The organism is Sulfuriferula multivorans, assembly GCF_003851125.1.
Classification (GTDB): Bacteria; Pseudomonadota; Gammaproteobacteria; order Burkholderiales; family Sulfuriferulaceae; genus Sulfuriferula; species Sulfuriferula multivorans.
In genome coordinates this window covers 91394-114926 of record NZ_BGOW01000014.1, presented here as the reverse complement: position 1 = coordinate 114926, position 23533 = coordinate 91394, and the positions used below count along the sequence as shown (strand labels likewise).

At 55.4% G+C, this 23533-nt stretch carries 22 protein-coding genes; 17 read left to right on the top strand and 5 right to left on the bottom strand.

Translation table 11 applies throughout. The features are described from left to right. From EI185_RS07805 to EI185_RS07725, 17 genes are all read left to right on the top strand, one after another. Positions 1–213 carry a type II toxin-antitoxin system HicB family antitoxin gene (locus EI185_RS07805; protein WP_124704567.1) on the top strand — a complete coding sequence of 71 codons (213 nt, stop codon included), beginning with the start codon at positions 1–3 and terminating at the stop codon, positions 211–213. Next, complete coding sequence (locus EI185_RS07800) at positions 210–434, top strand: type II toxin-antitoxin system HicA family toxin (protein WP_124704566.1); 225 nt, start codon at positions 210–212, stop codon at positions 432–434. Before EI185_RS07805 ends, EI185_RS07800 begins: the two co-directional genes overlap by 4 nt. Before the next feature lie 73 nt (positions 435–507). Then, complete coding sequence (locus EI185_RS07795) at positions 508–1809, top strand: ABC transporter ATP-binding protein (protein WP_124704565.1); 1302 nt, start codon at positions 508–510, stop codon at positions 1807–1809. Between the two features lies 1 nt (position 1810). Then, entirely contained in the window at positions 1811–2704 is an 894-nt protein-coding gene (locus EI185_RS07790; RefSeq protein ID WP_223247739.1) for a class I SAM-dependent methyltransferase, read from the top strand. Positions 2705–2719: 15 nt separating this feature from the next. Then, positions 2720–3784, top strand: a complete 1065-nt coding sequence (locus tag EI185_RS07785; RefSeq protein WP_124704564.1) for a glycosyltransferase family 2 protein — start codon at positions 2720–2722, stop codon at positions 3782–3784. 4 nt (positions 3785–3788) lie between these two features. Then, on the top strand, positions 3789–5096 hold the full coding sequence (locus EI185_RS07780) for a glycosyltransferase family 4 protein (protein WP_124704563.1): 1308 nt from the start codon (positions 3789–3791) through the stop codon (positions 5094–5096). A 26-nt stretch (positions 5097–5122) separates the two neighbouring features. Then, complete coding sequence (locus EI185_RS07775) at positions 5123–6034, top strand: FkbM family methyltransferase (protein WP_124704562.1); 912 nt, start codon at positions 5123–5125, stop codon at positions 6032–6034. Beyond that, positions 6031–7095 (top strand): glycosyltransferase, encoded by a 1065-nt coding sequence (locus EI185_RS07770; RefSeq protein WP_124704561.1) that lies wholly within the window; start codon positions 6031–6033, stop codon positions 7093–7095. The genes EI185_RS07775 and EI185_RS07770 overlap by 4 nt, the downstream gene beginning before the upstream one ends. Positions 7096–7102: 7 nt before the next feature. Beyond that, a complete protein-coding gene (locus EI185_RS07765; protein WP_124704560.1) occupies positions 7103–8179 on the top strand; it encodes a glycosyltransferase WbsX family protein in 1077 nt (358 codons plus the stop codon). Positions 8180–8194: 15 nt separating this feature from the next. Beyond that, positions 8195–9142: a glycosyltransferase family 2 protein gene (locus tag EI185_RS07760; protein WP_124704559.1), complete on the top strand. Its 948-nt coding sequence runs from the start codon at positions 8195–8197 to the stop codon at positions 9140–9142. Positions 9143–9206: 64 nt separating this feature from the next. Beyond that, positions 9207–10007 carry a polysaccharide deacetylase family protein gene (locus EI185_RS07755; protein WP_124704558.1) on the top strand — a complete coding sequence of 267 codons (801 nt, stop codon included), beginning with the start codon at positions 9207–9209 and terminating at the stop codon, positions 10005–10007. 5 nt (positions 10008–10012) lie between these two features. Beyond that, complete coding sequence (locus EI185_RS07750) at positions 10013–10963, top strand: glycosyltransferase family 2 protein (RefSeq protein WP_124704557.1); 951 nt, start codon at positions 10013–10015, stop codon at positions 10961–10963. After that, positions 10950–11939: a glycosyltransferase family 2 protein gene (locus tag EI185_RS07745; RefSeq protein ID WP_124704556.1), complete on the top strand. Its 990-nt coding sequence runs from the start codon at positions 10950–10952 to the stop codon at positions 11937–11939. The genes EI185_RS07750 and EI185_RS07745 overlap by 14 nt, the downstream gene beginning before the upstream one ends. Before the next feature lie 116 nt (positions 11940–12055). Then, complete coding sequence (locus EI185_RS07740; RefSeq protein WP_124704555.1) at positions 12056–15187, top strand: sulfatase-like hydrolase/transferase; 3132 nt, start codon at positions 12056–12058, stop codon at positions 15185–15187. Between the two features lie 12 nt (positions 15188–15199). Then, positions 15200–16096: an FkbM family methyltransferase gene (locus EI185_RS07735; protein WP_124704554.1), complete on the top strand. Its 897-nt coding sequence runs from the start codon at positions 15200–15202 to the stop codon at positions 16094–16096. A gap of 27 nt (positions 16097–16123) precedes the next feature. Continuing rightward, positions 16124–17155 (top strand): acyltransferase family protein, encoded by a 1032-nt coding sequence (locus EI185_RS07730; RefSeq protein ID WP_124704553.1) that lies wholly within the window; start codon positions 16124–16126, stop codon positions 17153–17155. A gap of 32 nt (positions 17156–17187) precedes the next feature. Beyond that, a complete protein-coding gene (locus tag EI185_RS07725) occupies positions 17188–18312 on the top strand; it encodes a glycosyltransferase family 4 protein (protein ID WP_124704552.1) in 1125 nt (374 codons plus the stop codon). A gap of 92 nt (positions 18313–18404) precedes the next feature. Here the strand turns inward: EI185_RS07725 and EI185_RS07720 are convergent, their stop codons facing one another. The 5 genes from EI185_RS07720 to EI185_RS07700 form a co-directional block, all read right to left on the bottom strand. Further along, positions 18405–19163, bottom strand: a complete 759-nt coding sequence (locus EI185_RS07720) for a tetratricopeptide repeat protein (protein ID WP_124704551.1) — start codon at positions 19161–19163, stop codon at positions 18405–18407. Between the two features lie 190 nt (positions 19164–19353). Beyond that, the gene (locus EI185_RS07715) at positions 19354–20148 is read right to left on the bottom strand and encodes a hypothetical protein (protein WP_124704550.1); all 795 of its coding nucleotides are present in this window, start codon (positions 20146–20148) and stop codon (positions 19354–19356) included. Between the two features lie 114 nt (positions 20149–20262). Then, positions 20263–21414 carry a glycosyltransferase family 4 protein gene (locus tag EI185_RS07710; RefSeq protein WP_124704549.1) on the bottom strand — a complete coding sequence of 384 codons (1152 nt, stop codon included), beginning with the start codon at positions 21412–21414 and terminating at the stop codon, positions 20263–20265. Positions 21415–21416: 2 nt separating this feature from the next. After that, the gene (locus EI185_RS07705; RefSeq protein ID WP_124704548.1) at positions 21417–22346 is read right to left on the bottom strand and encodes a glycosyltransferase family 2 protein; all 930 of its coding nucleotides are present in this window, start codon (positions 22344–22346) and stop codon (positions 21417–21419) included. Next, entirely contained in the window at positions 22343–23533 is a 1191-nt protein-coding gene (locus tag EI185_RS07700; RefSeq protein ID WP_223247738.1) for a hypothetical protein, read from the bottom strand. The genes EI185_RS07705 and EI185_RS07700 overlap by 4 nt, the downstream gene beginning before the upstream one ends.

The following is a 23533-nucleotide window of genomic DNA, read 5'->3' as shown; positions in this document are numbered from 1 at the left end:
ATGAAATACCGCGTCATTATCCAGCAAGACGAAGACGGAATGCTCGTGGCGGAGGTTCCCGCCCTTCCCGGATGCGTGTCCCAGGGTGCGACACGAGTGGAGGCACTAGCCAATATCCGAGAGGCCATAGAAGCTTATCTGGAGAGCCTGAAGGAGCACGACGAGCCCATTCCCCCTTCCATCGACGAAGAGGTCGTTGAGGTGGCTGCGTGAGCAGCCTACCTCAAGTTTCGGGTCGTAAGGTCGTGGCAGCCCTGGCAAAAATCGGCTTTGAGAAAGACCGCCAGAAAGGGAGTCACATCGTGCTCCGGCAGGTTGAAGCGCCTCATCGCCGTCTCGTGATTCCCGACCATGACGAAGTTGCAAAGGGCACCCTTCGCGCCATCATCAAGCAAGCGGGCCTTACTGTAGATGAACTCATTGACCTATTGTGACATCGTGGCGAAACGTATGTCCTTTAAACAATACGCCACCCACTAACCCCCTATCCGCTAACAACTACCCGCTATGAGCATCATTGAAGTCAACCACGTCACCAAGGAATACAAGCTCGGCCAGATACACAGCCTGAAAACCACTGCGCTCAACCAGTGGCGGCGGCTCACCGGCCAGCCGGTTGAAGAACGCGCGCCGTTCAAGGCGCTGGACGACGTCAACTTCAGCATCGAAGCAGGCGAAGTCGTCGGCATCATCGGCCACAACGGCGCCGGCAAGAGCACCATACTCAAGCTGCTGGCCAATATTTCAAAACCCTCCAGCGGCAGCATCAGCGTCAAAGGCAAAGTGGCACCGCTCATCGAAGTCGGCGCCGGTCTGATAGGCGACCTCACCGGGCGCGAAAACATCTACCTCAACGGTGCCATCCTCGGCATCTCCAAGGCAGAAATAACGCGCAAATTCGATGAAATCGTCGCCTTCGCCGAACTGGAAGAGTTCATTGACACCCCGATCAAGCGTTATTCCTCGGGCATGCAGGTGCGGCTGGGATTTTCCATCGCCACCAGTGTGGAATCAGACATCCTGATCGTGGATGAAGTGCTGGCGGTGGGCGATCTGGCGTTTCAGCGCAAGTGCTTTGACCGGATGGAGGATTTGATCAAGCGACAAGGTAAAACTGTATTGCTGGTGAGCCATAACATCCGACAGGTACAACGACTGTGTAGCCGAGTCATTATGTTAGACCACGGACGAATCAATTTGGATGGGACTCCACAAGCGGTATGCGACAGCTTCTACGAACAGAGTGACGAGAAGATCAAGGCCAGCACTGTCCTTGCACCGACGCGCACCGACACCAGTGGCGAACTCGAATTAATGGAACTATATTTTCTGGATCATGACGACCAAAGGACCGACCGCCTTTCGTATAACCACGACTGTGTGGTTCATTTCAGAATCCGGGCACTCCAGAGACTGGACGAAGTCACCTTCGGCTTCGGCTTTCATACGACAGACTTTCTGTACTTGACCACCCACAACAGCGAAGAGCAACTCCATATCAGCCACCTCCCACCTGGTGAGCATGAGATCGTGTGCAAAATAGCCCGTTTGCCGCTTCTGCCGGGTGTCTATTCACTGCGTTTTGGCGTAACCGCCGGTCAAGCGGCGGGTGGCATCTTCTATGGCGAGAACCTGAAGCATTTTCAGGTGGTCGGCGATGTACCAATTACGGTGCGCGAGGGATTCTTCGCCTTGGATGCACACTGGTTGCTAGAGGGCCGCGAAGTAGCAGAAATCCCGGCTATCTCTCCGAATACCTGCCACATTTGCAATGCCGTTCACAATCGTTCCATCTTTGAAGAGAAATAGGATGAATAAAACAACATTAGCAGATCACGCATTACCTTTTACTGGCGAGAGATTTGTACCTGAGAGGCAGGATGAAATTGCGATCGAGCACATGCATCGGTATGCGCTTGCGATGGAGTTTTGTGACAATAAGGACATCTTGGATATTGCGTCTGGAGAGGGCTATGGTTCTGATCTCCTAGCCACCCGAGCCAAGAGCGTCATAGGTGTCGATATTGCTAAGGAAGCTATAGAACATTCGCAGTCGAAATACCAACGATCGAACCTCCGCTATCTCGAGGGTCGCGCCGACAGTATCCCGTTGGACGCATGTTCTGTTGATGTAGTTGTAAGTTTCGAAACGCTAGAACATCACAATATGCACGAGGAGATGTACGCAGAAATAAAGAGAGTACTTCGCCCTGGTGGATTATTGATTATTTCGACGCCGGACAAACTCTTTTACTCGGATTTACCAAAATTCGAGAATGAATATCACGTCAAAGAGCTTTATCTCGAAGAGTTCCGTAACCTTTCAGCGAAATATTTCAAAAACGTGACGATGGTTTTCCAGAAGCTTGCCTATGGATCACTATTGGTTTCCGAACAAAACAATACTGCTTTCGAATACTACGCTGGTACTGTTGGTGAAATAGACTCAAGTGCGCAACTACCTGAGCCAACGTACAACATTTGTATGGCCTCTGATGAAACCGTACCCCCTGTCGGGGTTAGCCTTTTCGACGCAGCAAAAATCCTGGCTGACTATCAAGCGCAATCCTCGGAAAAACCTCGGCTAGATGCGCGATTGGAAAGCCTAAGTAAGCAGCTTAATGATGTTGTCAATTCGCGATCATACCGTCTAGGCCGGATGTTAACTTGGCTTCCTCGTAAAATATCTGGCGGTAATACTTGATTAAGAATCTTCTAGATGCTTGATCCCACTTTAATGCTCATCGATATAGAAGCCCCTGTGCTGTCAGCAATGGCCAAGGTCTCCATTGTCATTCTTAACTGGAATGGCAAGGAAGACACACTTGAATGTTTGGCTTCTGTCGGCCAACTGGACTACCCAAACTATGAAGTTATCGTGGTGGACAACGGTTCCACTGATGACTCAGTCGATGCCATTTCGAAGCAATACCCCGACACAACCCTTCTGCAAACCGGTGCCAATCTGGGTTATGCAGGCGGGAACAACGTCGGCATTCGTTGGGTACTGGAGCATGGCGCGGATTACGTTTTATTACTTAATAATGATACCGTCGTCTCAACTAATTTACTAAGTGCATTCATAAATGCAGAGAAACTCCTGCCATCTGGCTCTATCTTGGGTGCAAAGATTTTTTTCTACGACGAACCAGACAAGCTCTGGTTTGCTGGTGGCCAATGGAACAGTGGGTCAAATAGCTTCGAACACATTGGACATGGCCAGTCAGGTTCCACTGAATTCAATCGCGTGGCAGAAGTAGATTACATAACCGGGTGCGCGTTATTCGCTGGCGCCGAGACATTCAAGGAAGTTGGCCTGCTAGATGAACGTTTCTTCCTTTCGTATGAGGAAACGGACTGGTGTTATAGAGCAAGGGCAAGCGGCCACAAATGTATCGTTGTTCCTGACGCCAAGCTTTGGCACAAAATTTCTTCGTCTTTTGGTGGTGCTGATACTCCGCTTTTCAGCTATTTTATGGTCCGCAACAAACTGCTCTGGGCAAAAAAACACCTCTCTCAGTCAGCCAGAATTAGTCTGCATAAAGAAAATCTTCGCACCTTGTGCCGAATTTTATTGCCGCCATTGATCCTGGCAAAGATGAACCTTCCGTTTGTAAAAAAATTGCTGTGGTCACTTACCACTTGGCTGAAGACGGTACGGCGGAGCCTGGCCAATCCAATGAACCAGGCTACGCTGATGGCTCTGCGTGACTATTATCTGGGCAGGTTCGGAAACTGTCCGCCCAAGGTTAGAACCCTCCGTAAGCAGCAAAAAAAAGCATAAGCGCATGGCACTCCCTTTTGGCATCAATGTAATTGGTTACGTAAGCAGCAATGTCAGCTTGGGCATTACTGCGCGCCAGTTTATCAAGCTATTTCAGGAAAAAGGCGTGCCAGTCGCAGTCCATGATATCGATTTTGGCCGCTCCGAGAGAGGCCGGGATTTCGACTTTCAATCTCTGGTCGTGCCGGCGGGGAGCGAATTACCGTACTCCGTCAACATGTTTTTTATCGCGTTGTACCAACTCCCACATCTATTGCTTAAATCGTCCCCAGATATCTTCTCTGCTGAGCGTCTAAATGTAGGTCTGATGTGGTACGAAGTCACCTCTATACCAAGTCACCATGCCGAGGCGCTCGCACTATTAGATGTGCTTGTTTGCGGATCCGGATTTGTCAAACATATCTTCGATACAAATGTACGAAACACATTGACGATCGAGTGCAAGCATCCACTGTATCTACCTTCCGATATCTTCCCATCACGGGAAAAATTCGGCCTTCCGAAAGACTGCGTCTTGTTTATTTGCAGCTTCGACCCTCACCACGACCCCGCGCGGAAAAATCCATTCGCAGTGATCGACGCATTTCTTGCGGCGTATCCCCTCAGAGACGAGGGAGCCCACCTTGTAGTTAAACTTAATAATGCAGACGTTAAGACCAAAGGTTGTGATCCTGGAGCTCTCGTCCAGCAACTCAGGCAGCGGTGCGCAAACGATCCCCGAATTCACATCCTGCCTCAATCTCTTCCTTACTCGGAAGTCCTCAGCCTTTACGCGAGTTGCGATGTGTTTGTTTCCCTGCATCGATCGGAAGGTCTAGGCTTGGGTCCGCTTGAAAGCATGCTACTTGGTAAACCTGTGATTGCCACCGCATGGTCTGGAAATATGTCCTATATGAAGCACACCAACTCATGTCTGGTTGGTTACGACCTCATTCCATACTCCGGCATGGGAGCAGACGGCCCTTTCCAACTCCGCAAAAAAGCGAAATGGGCCGAACCTCGCGTCAGTGAAGCCGCTGATTGGATGCGAGTTCTCGCACAAGATGCCAACCTCAGGCGAGAGATCGGAAGCAAGGCAGCAATCGATGCAGCGGCCTACCATAAGGAGGCGCAGCGCGCAGACTTCCTGAACGAATTGGAATGCATCGTTAAGGAGAAGCAGTGGTTACACTCCCGCACGTCAACAAAATGGACTCAGATTGATCGGCTTCGGCAGTTGCAACAATCCATAGATTTCGTTGGTTGGAGTGGCTTCAAACGCCATATCCGCCATGAACTTGATCGAAGAGTCTTATGGCGACTCAATAAATAACTGAGCCAACCTCGGGAGCCGAAAACATGAAATCCATTTACTGGCGCTTGGCGCCAAGATTCAAGCGCTGGCTGCTCAGAGTACTGAAGCAGTCATCGCTGCTGGAAAAACTGAACCTGACGTTGACGTTCTCCATCAACGGTGCGCCTTTCAGGATCCCCATCATCAGGGGAATAGGCGACCAAAATGCCTTCATGACTGAAATGTGGATGGTGGAGGTCTTGAAACGCCTGCTTCCCCTCAAGCCAGGTACTTTCATCGACGTCGGCGCAAATATCGGCCAAACCCTTCTCAAGCTGCGGGCCGTGTCGCAATCGACCCCCTATCTGGGTTTTGAGCCCAATCCTGCCTGTGCGGCGTATCTGTTGGATTTGATCCTAGCGAACCGCTTTGAACGGACTCTCATGATTCCCATAGGGCTCAGTGATTCTCGCGGTCTGTTGGATCTTATCTATTACGCGGAAGACAACCGAGTTGATAGCGGAGCATCTTTGGTGACAGACCCAAAGTTCAGGCCTAATCACCCCGTGGTTTTCAGGCAACCGGTTCCGGTATTACCTTTCACGGACGTTGCACGGTACCTGGGTGACTCGGAGCCAGGCCTTGTCAAGATTGATGTCGAAGGAGGGGAGATGGAAGTCCTCAAGAGCATGGGCGCCATGATTCGGATGCACCAGCCACCGGTTTTGCTCGAAATCTTGTGTATGGGTGACGACGCGTCTACTTTGGCCAAGAATCTGCTTCTGGAAGCATTCTTCCGTGAAATAGACTATTCCATCATGCGGATCGAGAAAGTACGAGAGCGTTTCGGCCAATTCGTGCTAATCGATGCCATCGGATTGAATACAGACCCGACAGGTTGGGACTATGTAGCCGTACCATCCCGTCTGGTGGCGAGCTTGCTACCATTGGGCGGAATCCATGAGGAGCGAGAATGACCGTCTACTACCTCTGCCCCGAACACAAGACACCAGTCGGCGGCGTACGCGTCATCTACCGTCACGTGGATATCCTCAACAAGCACGGCATTCCGGCTTATGTGGTTCACAAGACCCGGGGGTTTCGCGTTGACTGGTTCGAGAACGACACCCCCCTCGTTTATTGGCGCAATAACCTGTTCGATCGTCTGACGGCCAAGGTGGGGCGCAGACTCGATCCGGGCGCAGTGATCGAATTGACTATATCTGGTGGCCCAGTCTCCAGAATCGGCGCCGCCGATATCCTGGTGATCCCGGAGATGTACGGCCCAGATTTAGCTGCGGCCTATGGCCGTGGGATCAAGAAAGTGGTGCTGAACCAGAACTGTTATCTGACCTTCCGTGGTTATTCCTTCAACCGGGACCGGCTCATCTCACCCTATCACCACAAGGATGTGCTGGCCGCTCTGATCAATTCGGTGGATGGTGAGGAATACCTGAAATACGCGTTTCCCGATCTGCCGCTGTTTCACTTCCGGCTGTCCATCGACCCGGAGCGCTTTTCCTACCAGAGGGAGAAGAAAAAACAAATCTGCTTCTCGCGCATCAAGAACGAGCAGGACGCCATGCAAGTAGTAAATATCCTCAAGTTCCGCGGGGCGCTGGAGGATTTCGAGATCGTGCCTTTCATCAACCTGCCGCAGAGCGAGGTGGCGCGCATCTATAAGGAGTCATTGCTCTTTCTCAGCTTCGGCTATCCGGAGGGTTTCGGCCTGCCGCCTGCGGAGGCGATGGCCTGCGGCTGTGTGGCGATAGGCTTCCATGGTGGTGGCGGAAGGGAATTTTTTAAGCCGGAGTTTTCTTACCCCATCGAGCAGGGCGATATCATCGGCTTTGCCCGCACAGTGGAAAAGGTCATTCAGGTTTACAAGGAAAATCCAGAGTATGTCCAGGCAAAGGGGGAAAAGGCCGCAGCCTACGTCCAGGAGTACTATTCTCCGAAACTCGAAGAACAAGAGGTTATCGCGGCTTGGGAGGCAATCCTCTCGAACTGCCAGCAAGGAACCAAACAAAATGCATGAGCCGAAAATGAGCAAACGCGCGCGCGTCATCGCTTTCCATCTGCCTCAATACCATCCAACCCCAGAGAATGACCTGTGGTGGGGGAAGGGATTTACCGAGTGGACCAACGTCGCGAAAGCGACCCCCTTGTATCCCGGTCATATGCAGCCGCGTGTTCCGGCTGACCTGGGGTTTTATGATTTGCGCCTGCCTGAAGCGCGCCATGCCCAGGCCGAGCTGGCTAAAGAATACGGGATCGAAGGCTTTTGCTACTACCATTACTGGTTCGGTGGAAGACGCATACTTGAACGCCCCGTCAACGAAATACTCGGCAGCGGCGAACCCGATTTCCCTTTCTGCCTGTGCTGGGCCAACCATAGCTGGAGTTCGGTGTGGGACGGCACCAACAAAAGCCTGATCGAGCAGACCTATCCCGGCATGGACGATCACCGGGCCCATTTCGACTGGCTGTTGAAGGCTTTTACTGATCCCCGCTACATCACGCTGGATGGCAAGCCCGTATTCCTGATTTATCGCCCGGACGACATCCCCGACATCCACAAGATGGTGGACCTTTGGCGCGAGCAGACGGCCGCCGCGGGCTTGCCGGGTTTGTATCTGATCGGTGTTTCTCATCGCGATGAAAAATGGGATCCGCGCTCCTGCGGTCTGGATGCCTGCGTCATGCAAGCCTTGCCAAAGCGGGACGGGCGTATCCCCCGTCGCTATTTCTTGACCAAGCTGAAACTTGCTCTGCAAAACCGCAAATCCGAGCTGACCATCTGGGATTATGAGGAATTCATGCCCAGCCTGCTGCGTAGCAACAAGGTCGATTTTGACGATTACCCCATCGCACTGCCTTGCTGGGACAATACGCCGCGCTCGGGTATGCGCGGTGTGGTCTTGCACAACTCCACCCCGGAACTGTTCAGGCAACACTTACGCCAGGCCATGGGGTGCGTAGCGACTCGGCCCCCGCAAAAGCAAATCGTTTTCCTGAAGGCGTGGAATGAATGGGCTGAAGGCAATTATGTCGAGCCCGATCAAAAATGGGGGCGGGCCTATCTGGATGTCATCAAGGAAGAAGTTGCGCAGGGCGACTGATTGCCAGCTACTATCATGACCTACACCACACCGACACCGCTCATCTCGATCATCATGCCCTGCCTCAACAGCGAGCGGCATATCCAGGCTGCCATCGACAGCGTGCTGGCGCAGGCTTTTGGCGATTTTGAGCTTATCGTGGTGGACAACGGCTCGACTGATCGCACGCCCGAAATTCTCGGCGCTGAGAACGACTCCCGCCTCAGGGTACTTACCCTGCCGGAACGCAGCGTAAGCCTCGCGCGCAATCTGGGTTTACGAAAAGCGCGTGGCGCCTTCATCGCCTTTCTCGACAGCGACGATGCCTGGAGCGCCGAGTTCCTGGAGAAAATGCACACGGCGCTGGTTTCTGACTCCAAGGCTGTGCTGGCTTATTGCGGCTGGCAGAACCAGGGCTTGCCCGGGCCGCGCGGCGAGCCGTTCGTCCCGCCCGATTACGAAAATCCGGACAAGGCCGCCACGCTGCTGGAAGGCTGCCGCTGGCCCATTCACGCTTGTCTCACCCGCCATACCGCCATTATCGAGGCTGGCGGATTCAACACCCGTCTCAGCATCGCAGAGGATTATCTGCTCTGGATGGAGGTGTCTGTCACCGGCACCATCATCCGCGTGCCCGAGGTACTCGCTAGCTATCATCACCACGACGAGGGGCAGCCCAGGCGCAACCAGGCGCTGGTTGCCCTTGACACCCTCAAGGCAAAACAGCTGTTTCTGCGCCACCACCCTGAGATCGCAAAACAGATCGGGCCCGACAAAACCGAGTCTCTGACTTGGGACAAGTTGATCCAGCAAGGCAATGCATTGCACTGGCAGGGTGATCTCAAAAACGCGCGGCCTGTTTTTCGCAAGGCTTTACTCGCTGGCCACGGCTCGCTTTCTGCCAAACTGCGCATGCTGCCCAGCCTGCTTCCACTCAGCGCGCATCGTGCCATCCTGGCGGCCAAGGAACGGCTGAATTTCTGATGGACACAGCTCAAAACCAGATTATTGCAATGGGCCGGTCATTTAAAATGAATAATATCCTGCAATGATTGATCCATTTTCCAATTACCTTCATCGTAGTGCCGGTCAACATGGCCCGGTCATGCTGATGTACCACTCGGTCACACCGGGTAGTAGTCACCCTGACTGGCCCTGGGCTGTTTCCATGCAGAGCTTCCGGGACCAACTCGATTTGCTTGCAGAGGGGAATTGGGCGACACCCACCATGACAGAGCTGGTCGCCACACCGGAAAAATGGACAGCCCGCACGGCTGTCATTACCTTCGATGACGGTTACGTGGACAATCTCGCAGCCTGGGAAGAGCTGCAAAAACGCGGCATGCGCGCTACCTGGTTCATGGTTTCCGGTTCTGTGGGACGGGAACCCAGCTGGCCGGCGGACGGGCGCCCGGCTGGCCGCCTTCTGAATGCCGCCGAACTGCGTACCATGCAGGCCAGTGGCATGGAGGTGGGGTCGCATACGGCCAACCATGTGCGCCTGACACAAGCTGACGACAAGCTTCTGAGCGCAGAGCTGAATGATTCCAAGGCTGCCCTGGAAGACGCCCTTGGCAGCGAAATATCCAGTTTCGCTTACCCCTACGGCGCCTGGGACGCGCGCTGCGCAAGTGCGGTGCGCGAGAGCGGCTATCGTGCCGCTTGTACTACACGTACCGGCTGGGCTTTACGCGATGATGACCCGTATTTGCTGCGCCGTTTGACCGTGTTCAATACGGATACGGCAGGCAGTCTGGCGCGCAAGCTTTACTTCGGCAGCCATGAGGTTTCCTGGCCCGCTGTCGCGCGTTACGCCATGCAGCGGCTGACATCCAGAATGCGCCCATAGATCGCGTGAGCCCCGGCGTTTCCATCATCATGCCTTGTTACAACGCTGCGGCTCACCTACCGCAAAGCGTGAGCAGTGTGCTGTCCCAGACCTTTACCGATTGGGAGCTGATCGCGATAGATGATGGCTCCAGCGACGACACGCTAACCTTGTTGCAAGCTCTGACGGATCCGCGTGTGCGTGTCCACTCCCAATCCAACCAGGGCGTCAGCGCTGCCCGTAATGCCGGGCTGGCACTGGCGCGCGGCCAGTATGTCGCTTTTCTGGATGCGGATGACACCTGGGCGCCGACTTTTCTGGCGAAGCTGTTCGCTGCCCTGCAAGCCCACCCTGACGCGGTATTGGCCTACTGCGGCTGGCGAAATATCGGGCTGCCGGGACCTCGCGGCGAACCCTTCATTCCTCCCGATTATGAAACCTCTGCCAAACTGGAAACGCTGCTGGGCGGCTGCCGCTGGCCGATTCATGCTGCGCTCACGCAGCGCGACGCGATTGCGGATGCGGGCGGCTTTAATCCGCTTTACACCAACGCTGAGGACTATGCATTGTGGCTGCAAGTGGCCACGGTTGCGCCGATTGCGCGGGTGGCCGAGGTGTTGGCGTTTTATCACTTCCACGGTGCGGCGCAGGCATCCGCCAATCATGCTCGCGCCGCACTGCAACTGTGGCGGGCACAACGCGAATTTCTCGCCAGCCATCCACAAGCCATTAGCCAGATCGGCCGCGAGCAGGCCGCGACACTCACGCACGGCACGCTGATGCAGCACGGTTTCGAATGCTACTGGGCACGTGACCTCGATGGGGCACGGAGCATTTTTCGCACTGTCATGCGGCACGGCTACGGCGCACCGCGCGAATGGTTATATATGCTGCCATCCTGGTTACCCTTGTCATGGCACTGGGCAGCGCTACGACTGTTTGAACGATTGATGGGGAGGCGAAATGGAAAACCCTGAACCGCGCCAGGGAACAGGTACGCCACCTGCGCCGGTCACCATCGCCGTCTGCACCTATAACCGCAGCGCATTGTTGCCCGGACTCATTGGCGCATTGCGCGCGCAACAATGTCCGCTGCGTTTCGATATCCTGGTAATAGACAACAACAGCAGCGACGCCACACAGGCTGTATTGCAACAACAGGCGGCGCTACCCGGTGCCACGCTGCGCTGGATACATGAAACCCGCCAGGGCATCGTCCATGCACGTAACCGCGCCATTACCGAAACGGCTGCCAGCGAGTATCTGGTGTTCATCGACGATGATGAGTTGCCTGAGCCGGGTTTTATCAACGCCGCACTGGATGCGCTAAGCCGCGAAGGCGCCGATTGTGTCGGTGGCCGTATCACCGTGGATTTCACTGCGCATTCACGCCCGCACTGGCTTAAGGATGATGTGCTTGGATTTCTGGGTGCGCTTGACTATGGTGCCAACCCGCTCTGGATAGAAACCGCCGCAACCCCGCTATGGAGCGGCAATATCGCCTACCGGCGCGCCTTGTTCGAGCGACTGAACCTGCGCTTCGATGCACGTTACAATCGGGCCGGCGATGGTCTCGGCGGCGGTGAAGATGCTGCCATGTTCCGCACCCTACTGGCTGCCGGGGCACGTATGCGCTACCGTCCGGATATGGCCATCACCCACAGGGTGGACGCCACGAAACTGCGACGCCGCTATTTTCTGCGCCTGCACTGGCTGGCGGGGCGTAAAGTCGGACAATTCGAAACGCCGGATTACCTACGCACCTGGTTCGGCATCCCTCCCTTCATGCTGATTCAGGCACTCAAACACTCAAGCAAAGCCTTGATGATGATGATGACACAGCGCCCTGCTACCTTGCGCCAGGCAATGAACGCTGCCCATGCCTGGGGCATGATTAGTGGTACCAAGCAATCTTTGCTGGAAAGGCGGGAAAATGAACCGAACCGTTATTAATGTCACCTTGGGTTCCACTCCCACTGTTTGCTGCCGGGAACACTGCTCATGACTTGTGCCCTGTGGAGGTATAGCCCTACGCTCAGCACCCCGCGAGCAAAAGGTAACCCGGTTCCATGAGATTAACTGTCCTCATCTGCACTCACGATCGCGCCGATCTGCTGGCTCGTGTGCTGGCCTCGCTCCAGGCGGCGACGCGGCCACGGGATTGGCAGGTAAATATTTTGGTGATGGCCAATGCTTGCACGGATTCCACCCATGAGCTGCTGGAGAGCGCGCGCCAGGCCGGGCTGCAGGATTCGTCCAGGCTGCCGCTAGACTGGCTGGCCGAGGCACGACCCGGCAAATCGTATGCCCTGAACACGGCTATCCCCCATGTTAAAGACAGCGACGTGGTGACTTTTGTGGACGATGACCACCGCGTGGACAGCGCCTATCTCGTGGAAATATGCCGGGCGGCAGAGACCTATCCCGACGCCACGATGTTCTGCGGCCGCATCCTGCCGGACTGGGACGGCAGCGAACCCGCCTGGGTGCACGATGACGGGCCATACAAAATCCGCCCCCTCCCCATCCCGCGCAGCGACGGCGGCCCTGAGCCTCGGCAATTGACCCTCGACGATCCTACGCCGGGTGGCGGCAACCTGTTCCTGCGCGGCGCGGTTTTTGACCGGGTGGGGCACTTCCCCACGGACCTGGGGCCACGGGGTCATGACCTGGGGGGTGGGGAGGACAGCGTATTCGTCCAGTCCGCCCTGGAAAAAGGGGAACAACTCATGTATGCACCCGGGGTGGTGCAGTACCACTACGTGGACCCTGAACGATTACGCTTCGGCTATGTATTACGCAAGGCTTTCCATCGCTCCCGCAGCCAGGTTCCCCATCAGGCCAGTCGCACGGGTGTGCCTTTATACATGTGGCGCAAACTCGGCGGCTATCTGTTGAACTGCGTTTTCACCCTGAGTCACGCAAGTCGCCGTTTCTATCTGGTACGTACAGCCGCCATGCTGGGAGAAATTTCCGGTGTGCGCCGCGCTGGCCCACGTCTCGCCTGCAGGAAAGGTGACAAGCGCCGGGACGCGGCCTACCTGACCGGCATGGCGCTGTCCCTGATGGCCGGTTTTGCCGCCGCAGTCAGCAACGCTCCAGACCTCAGCCTGATCGCCCTTGCAGCCAGTGGACTGGCGGCCGGATTGGTCACCCTTGCCATAGGGGTGAAATCCATCGCCAATTTCAGCGTCACCGGCCCGCGTATGCCGCCTGATATCCGGGTCCATTACCGGCGCTATGCCCTCTTCGCCTTCCTGCGCCTGGTGGCCTACACCTTCGTCATATCCCTGCCGCTGGCTGGGGTGGGCGTGCTGGTCTATGTAGCCGCTGCATTCGGGGGGCTGACAACAGCCGGCTTACTCCAGGCCACCCTGGCGGGCCTGGTTTCTACGCTATTGCTGGGAGCGTTGCAATTCAGCCGTCACCTGCTCTTGCTGCCAGCCAATATCAGTACCTCCTACAACTACCGCCTGAGCCGCCTCTATCCCTATTGGCAGCGTCTCACACCGGCCCGACTGCGGGTAGTCAGCTTCCTGCTCCTGGCTCTGCCGGCGGGGTTTGTGTTCGGAGCCGGAGCCATACTGCTGGGCCAGGGGAACTTGCCACCCGGGTTGGCCTTGTTCGCATTCCAGCTGACCTATGGCCTGCTCGGGCTGTGGCTACGCGACCCCGAGCCCGGCACCGTGCAGACTACTCCGCGCTCTGGCGCGCCCAACATCATCATGATCGGGTCGGATACCTTGCGCTCCGACCGCCTGGATGGGAGTTACACTCGCGAAGCGGCCCCCTATCTACGCGAACTGGCCAACAAGGGCGTACTGTTCAACCACTGTTATGTACCCTGCGCGCGCACTGCCCCCAGTTTGCTGTCCATGCTCACCGGCCGCTGGCCCCACGAAACCGGTGTGCGCGACAACTACGTCACCGACGAACAAACCCGTCTGCAGGTGGAGAGCCTGGCCACGATCCTGAGTGAACACGGCTATTACACTGCCGCGCTGTCCGACTGGTGCGGCGCAGATATGGGTAAATTCACCCTGGGCTTCGACCACGTCGATGTCCCCGCCGACCAGTGGAACATCAAGTACTTCCTGCGCCAGGGCCCGAAGGACCTGCGGTTATTTCTTTCCCTGTTCGCCCGCAACCGGTTCGGCAAGCGATTCCTGCCGGAGATATATTATCTTGGTGGGGTACCGTTAACCGATGAGTTGGGCCGGGATGCCCGCCGCCTCATCAATGACCTGGCTCGGCGCGACCAGCCGTTTTTCCTCAACCTTTTCTTTTCTACCACCCACGGCCCCTTCGGTTCCGAATATCCCTACTACACCCGGCACGCCGATCCCGGCTATGCGGGCGAATCCAAGTTCGTCATGGCTCGTCTGACTGACCCGTTTGAAATCATCCGCCGCCAGGGTGCACCCAAGGAAGAATTCGACCTGGATCAGATCATCAATCTTTACGACGGCTGCGTGACACGCTTCGACGATGAGGTAAAACGCCTGATGGCGCACATGGAACAGTGTGGATTGACTGAGAACACCCTGGTTGTGATCTACGCCGATCACGGCATGGAGTTCTTCGAGCATGACACATGGGGACAGGGCAATTCCGTCATCAGCGAAGTCTCCAACCGCATCCCCCTGCTGATCTGCGGTCCGGGTGTAGCGCGCACAGGCATTGTCCGGGATCCCGTTCGCAGCATCGATCTCATGCCCACCCTGGAGGAGCTGTGCGGCATCACTCGTGAGCGAGGAACGGATGGCGTGTCCCTGGTGCCTTATCTCCAGAATCCGGCGACCTGCATGGCACCGGATGTGTTCAGCGAGACCGGCGTGTGGCTAACGGACCTGCCGGGAACGCCGTCCGGGCACTTGCGTTATCCCAATCTTCTGGAACTGCTCACGGTGCGCAACAAAACCACCGGCACCATCTCACTCAAGCCCGGATACGAAAAACAGGTCATCCACGCCAAGGATCGGATGATTCGTACAGGTCGCTGGAAACTAGTATATCAACCTTTGCAGAATGGGCACCTGCTCAAGCTATTTGATGTGGAGGCGGATCCGGGTTGCAGCCAGGACGTTAGCACGCTGTATCCAGATGAAACAAATGCGCTTTGGCTGCGCCTCGCCTGCTGGTTAAATGCTGACCCAATGATGGCGCACGATAATGCACAAGATAAATTCGAGAATAACTAAAAGGACATCAGGATGAATCCTCTCAATAGGTTGATGCTCCCCTTAGCCGCTTTTTACCTCCGCTCCTGCACATTCGATATCGGGCGCTGGAGGCTGCTTAATCACTTCTTGCCAATGTTGCGCAAAGACGGTTCTCTCATGGGTGAGAGGATAGTCAATACCCATTACGGGTTCCGATACAAGGCAGATCTGGGTGACTGGTTGGGTCAGTATGTTTACCTCACAGGTGTATATGAGCCACCCACTGCCCACGTAATTTCTACGTTATTGAACCCTGGCGATATCTTCATTGATGTAGGCGCCAATTCCGGTTTTTTCACTCTCCTGGCTTCGCGCCGGGTTGGCCCTACCGGCCGAGTCTTATCGTTCGAACCCTTACCATCCATGCGGAGCCGGATCACGGAAAATATCGCCCTGAATGAGATGGGAAATGTAACCCTGCATCGTGTAGCCCTTTCCAATAGCGTGGGTGAGGTCACCTTCTACGAGGGTCCACAGGGCCACAAAGGAATATCAAGCATGAGGCCGATCGGTGAGGCGTCCGCCATCCTGCAGGTGCCCACGATGCCATTGGATGATTTGGCTGACAAAATCCCTTCGATCAAGCTGATAAAGATCGACGTTGAAGGCGCGGAGCAACTCGCTATTGAAGGAATGAAAAAGCTACTGGCTCAACACCATCCATACCTGATCATCGAGATTACCGACCAGTACCTGAAGCCTTTTGGACACAGCGCCCAGGGACTCAGCAATTCACTCTGCAGCCTGGGATACCGGATGTACAAAATCACCCCAAATGGCTTGACCGAAACCTCCCCAGATCGAGCGGCCGACGAAGATCAATATAACGCATTGTTTAGCAAAAACCCGCTCGGCTCCCTTCTCTCCCATGTTTTAATACCGCAATGAATCTGTCCAATATTCAAGGTATTATCCATGTCGAATCCTGAGAAACAGAGCAGATTAATTGAGCTCGATGCTTTTCGGGGTATCGCAGCCTTATCGGTTGTGATTTTTCACTATACAACACACTACGATTTTCTCTATAAACACAGCACACCATTAGCTTTCGGTTTTCCTATTGGCCGATACGGGGTAGAGCTTTTCTTCATGATAAGCGGCTACGTTATTTTTTTAACACTAGACAAAACAAAAACTCCGCAAGAATTCGTTGTTTCCAGATTTTCCAGACTCTATCCAGTCTATTGGGTAGCAGTGCTGTTGACGTACGCAATTACATCATTTCTCTTGTTACCGCGATACGGTGTAGCGTTCACTGATGCGCTGATTAATCTTTCTATGTTTCAAGAATTGGCTAGAGTGCCGGATGTAGATAATGTCTATTGGACGCTTCAACGCGAACTAGGGTTTTATCTGTTGACCGGGTCATTATTTTACTCTGCCGCAAGAAAATATATCGTCCATATTATTGCAGCGCTAATATTCGCAAATATCTTTATTTCATATTTCAGCCTACTAGACAAAATTCCAGGTCTATGGCGTATATATTCAGTACTTCCGATAATTCAACTCCATTTATTCGGGCTTGGCATAGCATTATATCTACTGCACAGAAACAGAATAATGAACTGGCAATTCTACCTCATGATAGCGTTGTGTCTATTCTCTGCAGGTATTGCTGTCGACACTACACATTCATTAATAGTTGCTCTCTTGTTTGCATGCATATTTTTTGCCACTCGTATCCAGCCAAGAATATTACGCCATCCTTATCTGTTGTTTCTTGGGGAAATATCTTATCCATTATATTTAATACATAATAATGCTGGAAGTGCAGCAATATATACTTTAGAAAAAAATGGCATGCCTGTTTTTTTATCAATTTTATTCGCGATATTGTTAATAATAATACTAGCAACAGCAATGAATAGGTTAGTAGAAAAACCCGGGCTCAGGTGGCTCAGAAGCCGATTCAAAAAGAAGATGGAAACACCTCAGTATTCTTGAATACACAACCCGTACATATTCATTTATAAAGTATGAAAAGCTGTCTTTTTATCAACAACAGTCCTCAACCCGGCCGCAAACATCTGGCCAAGCTGGGGGGTGGCGGCAAGAGCTTGCTCTCCCTGCTCGCCCAGATACCGGAACAAGGCTGGCAGGCTCATGTGGTGGTCCCCGGCGAAGGGCAATTCACGGATGCTCTGGTTGATATGGGCATACCGCACACCATCTTTCCCTTCCGTCTACTCGACTGGCGCCGACCGATGGAGGCCGCACGGACCACTCTGGCCTGGCGGCGGATCATGCAAAAGGTAAACCCGACACTGATTCACGCCAATGGCTTCGACCTGAGCCGCTCCTTCGCCTTGGCCGCCGGCAGCTTGAATATTCCCTTCATTACCCATGTGCGCTTCCCGATCGAGCCCGAGGGCGCGCGGTGGGTGCTGCGTGGCCTGCCCAAGCCTGCTGCCTTCATCTTCAACAGTCAGGCCATGCAGGACAGGCTGTGGCCGGATGTGATCAAGAACGCTCCGCACAGCCGTCCATACACGGTGCACAACGCTGTGGACCTGGCTAGTTTCACCCCCGCACCTTGGCCGGAAGGCTCGCCTTATCGAATCGGCATTGTCGCGAATTTCGCGCCTTTCAAGCGCCATGAGGACTTCCTGCGCATGGCGGCGGAAATGTTGAAGACGCGACAGGATCTGGAATTTTTAATCGTGGGCGACGACACCGAGGGTGCAGGCCGACGCGCCGTGCTGGAAACGCTCGCGGAGGAGTTAGGCATCGCTCCCTATGTGCGCTTTCTGGGCCATCGGGCGGATATCCCGGACATCATGCGGCAACTGCATGTGCTGGTCGTGCCCTCCCAATTCGAACCCTTCGGCCGGGTGGTCATCGAGGCTATGGCCTGCGGCCGGCCTGTGGTCGCCAGCCGCGATGGCGGCATCCCCGAAATTATTGACGACGGAAAAACCGGTTCGCTGGTAGAAGTGGGAGATTACGCCGGATTTGCCCGGGCCGCACTTGATCTGATCGACAACAGAGAGCGGTGGGAAAATTTTAGTAGAAACTCGGTCGAGGCCGCACAACGACGCTTCTCCATACAGGCACACACCAAAAATATTCTTGATATCTATGGCGAGCTATCAGCCAGATAAGCTTTGTCGGTGATATGAATTTAATTGCACTCGTATCGAAATAAGGCAATGTAAACTTTACCAAGTAAGTCACGGCCAAGAAATCGCTTTGTCTAGGGACAGAACCGGCACCAGGGATTAGTGGGCGAGCCTATTTTTGGTTCTGGAGCTTGCGCGGGCTCCTCCTTAGGATGGGGAGTGGCGCTTTCGACGGACTCAACGGGTGGTGGTTTTACTGGCGAGTCTTGTTGTTCCATCGGTTTCGCTGTTACGTGATGCGGTGTCGGAGGCGTGGTGCCACCGAGCACTTTAAAACGTCGAAGCAGCCCGGCAGAATCGGGCGCATAACGCAACCCTTCCTCGGCAGTATTCAATGCCTTTTTCTTATCACCCAGACGGACATAGTAATCACTCAACGCGTAATAGGCCGGCAGATAATCGGGCTGCACCTCCAGGGCTTTCATAAAACTTGCCGCGGCCTTGGATGATGAAGTATTTCGCTGCGTGCTTTGGCGCAAATACGCATTTCCCAAGTTCACGTAAGCCTCAGCCTGTAGCGGGCAGTTTTTCCACCAGCCTCCTTGAACCACCGAGTTGAAAGACTGTATGCCTTGTTGCAGCCAATACCCGCTCTCCCTGTTGAACTTGTCGGCACGTATCATAGACTTGAGGCCGTCACAGTAGTGATGGATGGAGGGGCACCCCTCGGGTATGGTACTTTTTATTTCAGGAAGGCCAACGCTGGCGCCATACATCGCAGTACAGTAGGGCGGCATCAATGCCAACTCATCCTTGGTAACCCCAAAACTTTGCAGCGCAAACGCAGGTGCCTGAAACAACAGAACAATCAAAATTAATAAACTGCGTGACATGTAATAATCCTCGCTTCGGTTACCGGATAACTCTGAATGATTCCTGGATATGCGATTCAGAGCCGATTCTTTTGGAAAAATTCGCAGCAACAATTTACTACCTGCTCTAAATACTTCTTTCGTGGCGCGTTCTGGTCAAATTCCATATCCGCGACAATAGCGCCATTAATTATGCCCCGGGCGTTAACAGCTATATTTTCTCATCCTGCACCAAGCGATTGATCATCTCAGCATAACGCCCATTTCGAAAACGACAAGTGCCAATGAAATGAACAAAACGTGTTGTATCTGGTTGTAATTTTTCACAGTCAGTGTAATCCGGGTGTGGCAACACCATGGCAGCTGACTGGTTCGCTACCACCAAATTCGACATCACTTGCTCGCTACCCCACTCATTCCATTTGTCGCCGATGAGCTCCTGCATCTGAGCCGACACGCTCCGCATCAGCTCAATTTTCCCCGGTCCTGCCGGGAAACCGGCGAAACCTGAACAGCCGCGTGTGTATTTCAGTGTAGGCGCTTCGCGCAAACGATCAAAATGGATCTCGGCTTGGACCTGTACATGATTTGCAGCACCAGCACTTGCGCGCGTCCAACCGGCCAATTCTCGTGCGATTTCAATTTCCTGGCCATTCCTGGTGCCAATGGCAAAAGCACGATTAGCCTGTACGGTATTTTTCACTTCATCAATCGGTCCCCGCGTCAGCGTGTCTGCATCAAGCTGAATCACATAGTGCGTTTGAGATAGGCGCGCGATAGCGGTAAGGCGTTCCCAGGTACCCCCGGTCGGCAAACCTGGCTCACGACAATCCACCAAGGCATGGAAGCGGATGTCCGGCACATGCTGTGACAGCAACACGCGATCCTCTGGCGTGAGACTGCCGTCATCCACCACATGCACAATGCTGGGCGGCACCCGTCTGGCAAAGGACTTCACTGCAGCAAGGTACATTAAAACATCCTTATGCTGCAGTTGCGACAGCACGGCAGGCGCCGTAGTATCGCCCAGTTCTACGGGGGCAGTGTGTAGTATTCCTTGCACGCGACTGGAAAAATAGCTGCGCCGCAATCTATCTTTCAGTTTATAAAACATGATTTTTCATTTTTGTGATCCCTGCAGTTGCAATCGCCGCGTCTTGTCGGCCACACGTTCCCAAGCGAATTCAGCCTGCGCCCGGATCAATCCCGCCTCACCCATACTCCGTGCCAGCGATGGATCACCCAAAAGTCGGTGTAGTGCCGACGTCACTGCGAGCTCATTGCCATCCACACGCATGCCGGTCATACCGTCAATCACTGCTGCACCCGTGCCACCTGCCGTTCCTGCCACAGCGGGTTTAGCACACGCTGCCGCCTCAATGAATACCATGCCAAAGCCCTCAGTGTCGCCGTTGATTTCGCGATTGGGCATGGCAAACACGTCACACGCATTGTACCAACGCGGCAGGTCGTCCGCACTGACGTGTCCCAGCAAGTGTACGCGATCAACGACGCCATGTTCACTCGCCAGATCGAGCAAATAATCCTGATCCTCGCCGATGCCGATCAGGGTGTACTGCACATCCAGACCTGCCTGGACCAACGCAGGCAGCGATTTGATGACCTGATCAAAGCCCTTGCGCCGCGACAGGCGGCCGACCGATAAAATCAACTTGCCTGCTGCGCCCACCCCGACCGACTGGCGCAAATCGTCGCACGCCAGGCCGGGTCGGAAACGCACCACATCGACGCCAGGGTAAATCAGCGTGATGCGCGCCGGGTTGACGTCCATCTTGATCAACTCATCGCGGGTGAATTCGCTGTTGGCAATCACCCGGTCGGCGTGGCGCAGGGCGAAGCACATGGCCTTGTATTTGCCGCCGCGCCCCCAGGTGGTAAGTTCTTCTCCGTGTGCGTAGATCACCACTGGATGGAATGTCAGCCGCGCCACCGCCCAAGCAGTGAGCCCCTCGGGCAAGGCGCGTCCAGCGTGGATGGCATCAAAACGGTGGGTGAGCGCCAGTCCCAGCGATTTGAAAAACAAATTGAAATACATGCCGAGCGATTCCGGTCGCAGCCACGCCACGCGGCGCATGTTGATGCGGTGCACGCTGTTGGGATGGCTGGCATCCACCTCGACGGCACCGGGCACGTCGGCAGTCACAATATGAGTTTCCTTGCCCGACAGGCGCCGGTATACCTCGGCAAACCACACGGCGGTGCCGCCCTTGGTGGGCAGGAATAATTCGGTGAGTACCAGGTAACGCGGCATCTTTAGCCTTTAAGTATGGACAACAGATTGCGCAGGCTGGCAATACTCGGGGATTCAATCAGCGAAGGCAGCACAGCGCGTACGGCTTCCATCCGTCGGCCTGATTTTACCAGCGCGTAAGCGAGGTTGAGCCGCGCCTGCCGTAACCGGCTGGCATACCCGCGGCGTACCGCGGCGGGCAAGCCCGCAGCCTGTTTACCCAATGCAATCAGCGTGCGCATATTCTCGAACTGGGCGCGCACCGGATCGGCACGGGTGGCGCTGGCATTATGAATGAGGTACACCGCCATCGGCTCGCAGATCACCCCGGCCCGGTGGCTGCGTGCGACCAGGCGGGTGAGCAGGTGTACGTCTTCACACACCTTGAAGCCCAGCGGATAGCCGCCTAATGCCAGAAATGTGGCGCGCGGCAGGCTCAGGGTATGCGTATCACCGAAATGGTCGGCCACAAAAGCTTCGAATTCTGCGCCTTCCATCACCACTTCGCGGTTGCCCGCAGCTTTGTCCAGCATGGTCCGGCCGGATGCCTTGCCCGGCATCGAGCGGCTCAGCAATTTTCCGGAGAGGTCGCGATATTCGTAATCGCCGCTGAGAAAATCCAGCGCCGGGTCGCGTGCAATCCATTCGGCGTGCCATTTCAGGCGGTTGGGATAGTACCAGTCGTCGGCATCGAGAAAGGCCAGCCAGTCACCGCTCGCCGCCTGTGCTCCGTGGTTACGCGCGGCGGATACGCCTGCATTTTCCTGGTGCAGATAGCGGATCTTTTCCCCGTAGCCTGCCGCCACGGCGGCGGTAGCATCGGTCGATCCATCGTCCACCACGATGATTTCATGCGCCGCCCAGGTCTGCGCCAGCACCGAATCCAGTGCGCGCGCCAGCGTCGCGGCTGCATTGCAGGCAGGGATGATGACGGAAAATTTCGGGCCGCTCATGCTGCCCATTTTCCCAGCAGCCACAACGGCAACACCAGTCCGGTAAGGCGTGCCAGTTTTGCGAAATGCGGCAGCGTTTGGGTGCGTGCCAGCCAGGCACGCAGACGTGGGTGCAGGCGAGTTTCAATCAGCTGCATATCCTGGCGTGCCATCGCCTCGGCGATTTCCTGCGTGGACAGGAAGCGCAGCGCGGGATAAGCAACGCATGCCGCGTTCAGCAACCGTTCCAGTTCATGGAATGCTACGTCAGCTGGTTCGCCGATAAAATTGAATCGGTGGGTTTCCAGCAGCGTCGGTCGAGCGCACGCAGTTTGCCGCGCCAGCGCCGCCAGTCCTTGCTCAGCTCGGTGGCCGAACGCAGGTTCGAAATACTGGTCGCGCACCACGTAGCGCACGTCGTTCCGACCGCGTTCGCCATTCAGTATGTAGCGCCCATCGCCCGCCGGGTGGCCTTGTGCATCGCGGTATTCGTGACGCGTGCCGGGGGTGACGATGCAGCGCACGCCATGCGCCGCCCAGGCGCGTTCGACCTCGTCGTTCCACACAAAGGTGGTGGGCACGGCAACTTGCGCCGCTATGCCGAAAATACGCTGGAATGTGGCGGTTTCAGTGGCAGCGGCTTCGATGATTTCCGGGGTTGAGAGGGGCAACGAGGGCAACACAGCCGCCGCGGCCCAGCGGCTTTGCAGCGGCGAGGGCAGGTCTTCGGTGCGCGGCAAGGCTTCACCCGCCAGCCAGGCTGCCACTCGCCAGTCTGTTTGAGAGGCTGCCATGACGGCTGGCGGCCAGTAGTGTTCCATGCCATGCAACTGGGGAACGAAGACGCCGTCCGCGATACCTGCACGCAATGCAGCCAACACCGGCGCCAGGCGCGCATCGTCCAATGCGATACTCACATACTCACGACCGCCAGCCGCGCGTATCGCCTCGGTATCGGCAATGGCCAGCACGACGCCCAACGTCATCACCGGATGGCGCCCGGTATGGTCGGAATGACGGCCGAGCAATGCACGCAACGCATCCAGTGCTGCCGCCTGGGACAGCATGCCCGCGCCCCAGTCGTCGCTTTCAATCACCAGTACCGGGTAGCGCCATGCCGGCTCATGCCACAGGGCTAGCAGCGGCCTGGCGTATAACACTAACACCAGCGCCCAGGCCAGCGGCAGCAGCCATAGCAGCGCCACCAT